The organism is Pseudomonas sp. F(2018) (genome assembly GCF_005508865.1).
In the GTDB taxonomy this organism is placed as follows: Bacteria; Pseudomonadota; Gammaproteobacteria; order Pseudomonadales; family Pseudomonadaceae; genus Aquipseudomonas.
Genome location: NZ_SCOM01000002.1, coordinates 1,231,412 through 1,237,622, shown reverse-complemented (window position 1 = coordinate 1,237,622; position 6,211 = coordinate 1,231,412). Strand labels below are relative to the sequence as shown.

The window sequence follows — 6,211 nt, the reverse complement described above, 5'->3', positions numbered from 1 at the left end:
TAGTGTGGGGTTTCCCCATGTGAGAGTAGGTCATCGTCAAGCTCCTATCCCCAAACCCCCATCCGAGAAATCGGGTGGGGGTTTGGCTTTTGCGCCGAAGAAAAATATTCAGCTGCTTGTGCAGTAGTGAAGGCAAGGGCCGGGTTCAGCCCTGAGGCTGGAGTTAAATCAGAGCAAATTGCGCGCATTAAAAAGCCACCTGACGGTGGCTTTTTTGTGGCGGGGCGGAAAGATCAGTCGCCTCGGTACTCGCAGCCACTGGTGCAGGTTTCATGTACGCGGATGCGGGACAGCTCCGGCAACAGAGGCTTGAGTTCCAGCCAGATCCACTTGGCGAGATTCTCGCTGGTGGGGTTTTCCAGGCCGGGGATATCGTTCAGGTAGTTGTGGTCGAGGCGCTCGTAGATCGGTTTGAAGATTGCCTTGATCTCGGCGAAGTCGCGGATCCAGCCGGTGTGCGGATCGACCTCACCCTCGATGTAGATGGCGGCACGGAAGGAGTGGCCATGTAGACGGCCGCATTTGTGGCCCGCTGTCACATGCGGCAGGAGATGGGCGGATTCGAAGGTGAATTCTTTGAACAGTTCCAAGGTAAACGCTCTGCTGGATAGGCCGCGAAGCGGCGTGAAGCTCGCCTCGCAGTTTACCAGTTCGAACCCTTACTGCGCCTGCCGCAAGCGCGTGAGCTCGGTGTTGAGCCAATCGGCAGAGGGCTGCAGCTGACCCTGGCAGTTCACCTGGTAGGGCTCGCCGCTCATGCTGCTCTCGGTCGCCGCGAGGGCGATGAAGTCCTCGGCCGAGTCGACCTTATCCTTGTCTTCCAGATAGTCGAGCTTCTTCTGCAGGTGCTTACGCGCATCTGCAGGCTGGTGCTCGCTACCGTTGCGGATAAACAGACAGCCGCTGCTTTCGACGAATGCGAGCAGGGCCTCAACTTCGCTTTTCCCCTCCTCATTGAGGGCAGCCTGACTGCTGCCGCAGACGAGCAGCGTGGAGAGGGTGAGCGTTCTGGTAAGGGACATTTGTTGCTTCCTTGCAGTATGTGGTCAGAGAGGTTGCAGGCGCTCGCCGAGGCGGCCACTGTCGGCCAACTCAAGGAATTCGTCGCCCAGGCGTTGGCTTTCGGCCATGGCCTTACGCCAATAACGCTCGCGGCCCGCATCGTCGCCCAGATAGCGCTTGAAGTCGCTACGGTCTGGCAGTTTGCCGTGTGGTAGACCCGCCAGGTACTCGCGCGATGGTGCCAGGAGCAGCACGTCCTGCAGGCGCTCACTGTCGCCGCGTCGCCAAGGCAGGCCCTTGTCGAACCAGCCTGGCACGACCCGGTCGGTGAAGTGCGGGTAGAGCACGACGCCTTCACTCTGATACGGCAGGTCGAGGTGATAATCGAGCAGGCCGCCGTCGCGATAAGCGCCCGGCTCCAGGCCAGGAATTTCGCGGATTGCCTCCATCACCATGGGGATCGATCCGGAGGCGAGCAAGGCGTAGCGCAGATTGCCTTCGGCCAGCGTGTGGAAGTGCGAGCGGAAGTCGTTCAATGCGGCGAGCGGCGGCGCGAGGCGTGCATCGTGCAGGATCACCCGGTCGAAGTGCCGACCCAGGCGGCTGCGGCTCAGCAGGTTGTTGCCGATCACCGAGGATAGGCCCAGGCTCAGCTTGCCGCGATGGTCGTGTTGCAGCAGGCCATGGCTACGCACCACCACTATGTTCAGGCGGTACAGCGGATTGTTCAGCACCGCGGCATCCTGGCCTTCGAACAGATCGTCGAGCAGCTGTACGCAGCTACGTGAGACCTCGGCCATGCTCACGCCCTTGGCGAAGCGCTGGCTGGTATACAGCTCGCCAAGCCGTTTGATACCGGCGCAGGCATCGGGCAGGCAGGCGCTGGCGAAGCGCCAGGAGCCGATCGAGGCGCCGATCAGGGTTCGTTCGCGCGGTGCGCGCGGTAGCCAGTCGCCGAACAGCGCTAGGTCCAGGCCCTGTATGCCCAGGCCCTTGGGGCCGCCGGCGGCGCCAGGCAGAATTCCGACGTCGGCTGGCTGCAGGCCCTGTTCGCGGATGCGCGCGAGGGCGCGTTTGCCGGCGCGCAGGCTGAGGGCGGGGGATTTGATCTGGATAGCGGTCATGCTCGGCTCCATACAGCAAGCCAGCGATTATAGTGGCGTCGCCTGACAGGCCAAGCGGCTTCAGGACATGAATGATGCGGCAGTTGTGAGCCACAGCCGACATCGGGACAATTCAGCTTCAATTAAGTCGGCTTGAGTATCTTGGGCGCCGTAGACAAACAGATACCCCGAGGAGAACACCATGAACAAGCTGACCAGCCTTTTTGCCATCACCGCCCTGGCCGCCACTGCTGGCATCGCTCAGGCCCGCGACCTGGGCCCGGACGAAGCGCTGAAGCTGCGTGATGCCGGCACCATCCAGAGCTTCGAGAAGCTCAACGCCGCAGCCCTGGCCAAGTATCCGGGCGGCAAGGTCGAAGATACCGAACTCGAACAGGAACATGGCCGCTACGTCTATCAGGTCGAAGTACGTGACGCCCAAGGCGTGCAATGGGACGTGGAGCTGGACGCCACCAACGGCCAGATCCTGAAAGAGCACCGGGATGACTGATGAAATTCGTTGCACGCTATAGCGGCATAGTCGCCCTGATCCTGGCTGTGCTTGCGCTCGATGCGCAGGCCCGCGACCTGGATCAGGACGAGGCCCTGAAACTGCGCCGTGAAGGCGTGATTCAGCCGCTGGAAATGCTGATGGAGCCGGCTCTGGGGCGATACCCCGGGGCCGTGCTGCTGGAGGCGGAGCTGGAGGAAGAGGACGATGTGCTGGTCTACGAGGTCGAGCTGCTGACCGCCGACGGCACCGTCCGTGAGCTGGAGCTGGATGCCCGTGACGGCCGCATCCTCAAGGACGAAGTGGAGGACTGATGCGTCTGTTGCTGGTGGAAGACCATGTGCCCCTGGCCGACGAGCTGGTCGCCGGCCTGAGCCGGCAGGGCTATGCGGTGGATTGGCTGGCCGACGGCCGCGATGCGGTCTACCAGGGCGCCAGCGAACCCTACGATCTGATCATTCTCGACCTCGGTCTGCCCGGCAAACCGGGGCTCGAAGTATTGCGCGAGTGGCGCGCGGGCGGCCTAGCTACGCCGGTGCTGATCCTCACCGCGCGGGGCTCCTGGGCCGAGCGCATCGACGGCCTCAAGGCCGGCGCCGACGATTACCTGACCAAACCCTTTCACCCCGAGGAACTGACCCTGCGCATCCAGGCGCTGCTGCGCCGTGCCCATGGCCTGGCCAACCAGCCGCAGCTGGAGGCTGCCGGCCTGCAGCTGGACGAGAGCCGGCAATGCGTGAGCCGTGACGGCAAGGAGATCGAGCTGACATCCGCCGAGTTCCGCCTGCTGCGCTACTTCATGCTGCACGCTGGGCAGATCCTGTCCAAGAGCCAGCTGGCCGAGCACCTGTACGACGGCGAGAGCGAACGTGATTCCAACGTGCTGGAGGTCCACGTCAATCGTCTGCGCGGCAAGCTCGGCCGCGAGGTGATAGAAACCCGCCGCGGCCAGGGTTACCGCTATGCCGGGGTAAGCGCTTGAGATCGATCCAGCGCCGCCTCAGCCTGGGCCTGGCCGGTGTGCTGGTGGCGGTGGGGCTGATCCTGGCGCAGAGCAGCCTGTGGCTGTTCGATCACAGCCTGCGCCGCTACCTGCAGGAAGACCTGAAGGACGAGACGCAGAGCCTGCTGATCGCCCTGGTACGTGGCCAGAGCGGTATCCAGCTGGACGAGCGCCGGCTCGATCCGATCTTCCAGCGGCCGTTTTCCGGTCACTACTTCCGTATCGATTTCGCCGACGAGACCTGGCGCTCGCGCTCCCTGTGGGATCGCGACCTGCAGCTGCCACCAGCAGAGGGCCTGCAGGACGGCCTGGGCGACGGCCCGCATGGCCAGCGCCTGCTGGTGTTCCGTGCGGACTACCAGCGCTTCGGCAAGGCGTTTTCCATCAGCGTGGCCCAGGACTACACGCCGATCCTGCAGGGCTTTCGCCGCCTGCAGTGGTTCGGCCTGGGCCTGGGCGGTGCGGCGTTGCTGCTGATCCTGCTGGCCCAGCGCTACACGGTGCGTGCGGCGTTGCGCCCGCTGGAGCGAGTGCGCGGACAGATCGCCCAGTTGCAGCAGGGCCAGCGCAGCGAGCTGGATACCCGCGTGCCGCAGGAACTGGAGCCACTGGTAGGCCAGGTCAACCACCTGCTGACGCACACCGAAGATACGCTCAGGCGTTCGCGCAACGCCCTGGGCAACCTTGGCCATGCCCTGAAGACTCCGCTGGCCGTGCTGGTCAGCCTCAGCGAGCGGGAGGACTTGCGCACCCAGCCGGAGCTGCAGGCGACCTTGCGCGAACAGTTGGCGCAGATCCAGCAGCGTCTGGAACGCGAGCTGGGTCGCGCGCGCCTGGCTGGCGAGGCCTTGCCCGGTGCGCACTTCGATTGCGCGGCTGAGCTGCCGGGGCTGTTTTCCACCCTGGGCATGATCCACCGCCACGGCCTCGAGCTGGACTGGCAGGCCGAGCCCGGCCTGTGCCTGCCCTGGGACCGCGAAGACCTGCTGGAACTGCTCGGCAATCTGCTGGACAACGCCTGCAAGTGGGCGGATGCCCAGGTGCGCCTGAGCCTGGCGGAAGAGGCGGATGGCTATCGCCTGTGCATCGACGACGATGGCCCCGGCATCGCCGCGGAACGGCGCGACAAGGTCCTCGGTCGTGGTACCCGTCTGGACGAGCAGGTCGCCGGCCATGGCCTGGGCCTGGGCATAGTGCGCGACATAGTCGATGCCTGGGGCGGCACCCTGCGCCTGGAAGACAGCCCGCTGGGCGGGCTGCGGGTGGAGATACGACTACCGAAGCGGCGCTGATCACATGCCGTTGGTGAAGGACGGGTTGCTCAGGTCGATGCTCGCGCGCACCGGCTTGAGCGCCTCGGCGTACTTGCCGAGGATGTCCAGGGCGTAGTCGGCACGTTTGCGGATGCGCAGGTCGTCTTCACCATTGGCCTCGCCCTCGTTCAGCACCGCTTCGACATGCCGCACTATCAGGTGCTCCGGCAGATAGCCGATGCGGCAGTTCTTGTAGCCCGAGGCGCGCAGTTCGCTGATCGGGTAGGCGCCGCCAATCCCCGAGGAAACTCCCACCAGCAGCGCCGGCTTGTGTGCCAGCTCGGCCTTGCTGGCATAGAGGAAGAAGTTCTTCACCGCCGGGCAGGCCATGCCGTTCCATTCGGGAGCGATCACCACCAGCGCATCGGCGGCGGCCAGCTGCTGCTGGTACTCGGCCCAGGGACCCTTGTCGTCGGCCGGCCACAGGGGCAGGGCGCGCTCGCCCAGATCGATCAGGCTGCTCTGCTCGGCGCTGGTCAGGCCCAGCTCGATTAGGCGTTGGCGCAGGTAGCGGGCGACCTTGGCAGATTGGCTGCCGGTGCGGCTGGAGCCGGCGATCAGGGCGATATTGAGCATCTTCGGGATCTCTTGCGAATGGTGTCGCGCAGGCTACCGGCCGCTCTGCAACGGGGCAAGTGAGCGAGCGCCAGGATGGCTGGCGGATGGCGCCAGGAAAAACGCCCGGCAAGGCCGGGCGTTGTCATGCGGGTCTGCTTCAGACGCGGAACTGGTCCATCAGCCCCTGCTGGTGGTTGGCCAGGCTGTTGAGGGTCTGGCTGACCCGCGCCGACTCGTCGGCCTGGCCGGACAGGGCCTCGGTGACGTCGCGGATGGTCGCCACGTTGCGGTTCACTTCCTCGGCCACCGCGCTCTGTTCCTCGGCGGCGGAGGCGATCTGCAGGTTCATGTCGTTGATCACGGTGACCGCATCGCCGATGCGGCGCAGCGAGGTCACCGCCTGCTCGACCAGCTCGACGCTGCCCTGGGCCTGTTTGTGGCTGCTGTGCATGGAGCCGACCACGTCGCGGGTGCCGTTCTGCAGGTTTTCGATCACCTGGCGGATTTCTTCCACCGAGTCCTGGGTGCGCTTGGCCAGGTTGCGTACCTCGTCGGCGACCACGGCGAAGCCACGCCCGGCCTCGCCTGCGCGGGCCGCTTCGATGGCGGCGTTGAGGGCGAGGAGGTTGGTCTGTTCGGCGATGGCGCGGATCACCTCCAGCACCGAGCCGATCTGCTCACTGCTGCTGGCCAGGCTCTCCACTTCCTGCATGGCGGCGTT

General features: G+C 65.0%; 8 protein-coding genes and 1 pseudogene. 4 read left to right on the top strand and 5 right to left on the bottom strand.

Annotated elements, in window-relative coordinates; translation table 11 throughout:
* Positions 1-233 precede the first annotated feature (233 nt).
* The 3 genes from queD to FFS62_RS13905 all read right to left on the bottom strand — a co-directional run bounded on the left by queD (position 234) and on the right by FFS62_RS13905 (position 2,126).
* Positions 234-590: a 6-carboxytetrahydropterin synthase QueD gene (queD, locus tag FFS62_RS13915; RefSeq protein ID WP_137973382.1), complete on the bottom strand. Its 357-nt coding sequence runs from the start codon at positions 588-590 to the stop codon at positions 234-236.
* 69 nt (positions 591-659) lie between these two features.
* A complete protein-coding gene (locus FFS62_RS13910) occupies positions 660-1,022 on the bottom strand; it encodes a DUF5329 domain-containing protein (protein WP_171016330.1) in 363 nt (120 codons plus the stop codon).
* A 24-nt stretch (positions 1,023-1,046) separates the two neighbouring features.
* A complete protein-coding gene (locus FFS62_RS13905; RefSeq protein ID WP_137973381.1) occupies positions 1,047-2,126 on the bottom strand; it encodes a patatin-like phospholipase family protein in 1,080 nt (359 codons plus the stop codon).
* A gap of 181 nt (positions 2,127-2,307) precedes the next feature.
* Between FFS62_RS13905 and FFS62_RS13900 the strand changes: the two genes are divergently transcribed.
* From FFS62_RS13900 to FFS62_RS13885, 4 genes are read left to right on the top strand one after another with little or no spacing between them, the layout of a single operon-like run.
* Positions 2,308-2,616, top strand: coding sequence for a PepSY domain-containing protein (locus tag FFS62_RS13900; protein WP_137973380.1), 309 nt, complete (start codon positions 2,308-2,310; stop codon positions 2,614-2,616).
* Positions 2,616-2,930, top strand: coding sequence for a PepSY domain-containing protein (locus FFS62_RS13895; protein WP_137973379.1), 315 nt, complete (start codon positions 2,616-2,618; stop codon positions 2,928-2,930). Before FFS62_RS13900 ends, FFS62_RS13895 begins: the two co-directional genes overlap by 1 nt.
* Positions 2,930-3,598, top strand: a complete 669-nt coding sequence (locus FFS62_RS13890; RefSeq protein ID WP_137973378.1) for a response regulator transcription factor — start codon at positions 2,930-2,932, stop codon at positions 3,596-3,598. Before FFS62_RS13895 ends, FFS62_RS13890 begins: the two co-directional genes overlap by 1 nt.
* The gene (locus FFS62_RS13885) at positions 3,595-4,911 is read left to right on the top strand and encodes a sensor histidine kinase (RefSeq protein WP_137973377.1); all 1,317 of its coding nucleotides are present in this window, start codon (positions 3,595-3,597) and stop codon (positions 4,909-4,911) included. The genes FFS62_RS13890 and FFS62_RS13885 overlap by 4 nt, the downstream gene beginning before the upstream one ends.
* Here FFS62_RS13885 and FFS62_RS13880 read toward each other — a convergent pair whose 3' ends face one another.
* Both FFS62_RS13880 and FFS62_RS23685 read right to left on the bottom strand, forming a co-directional pair.
* Positions 4,912-5,508, bottom strand: a complete 597-nt coding sequence (locus FFS62_RS13880; RefSeq protein ID WP_137973376.1) for an NADPH-dependent FMN reductase — start codon at positions 5,506-5,508, stop codon at positions 4,912-4,914. It lies immediately after the preceding gene.
* 139 nt (positions 5,509-5,647) lie between these two features.
* A pseudogene (locus tag FFS62_RS23685) lies at positions 5,648-6,163 on the bottom strand (methyl-accepting chemotaxis protein); the annotation flags it as partial.
* Between the last annotated feature and the right edge of the window lie 48 nt (positions 6,164-6,211).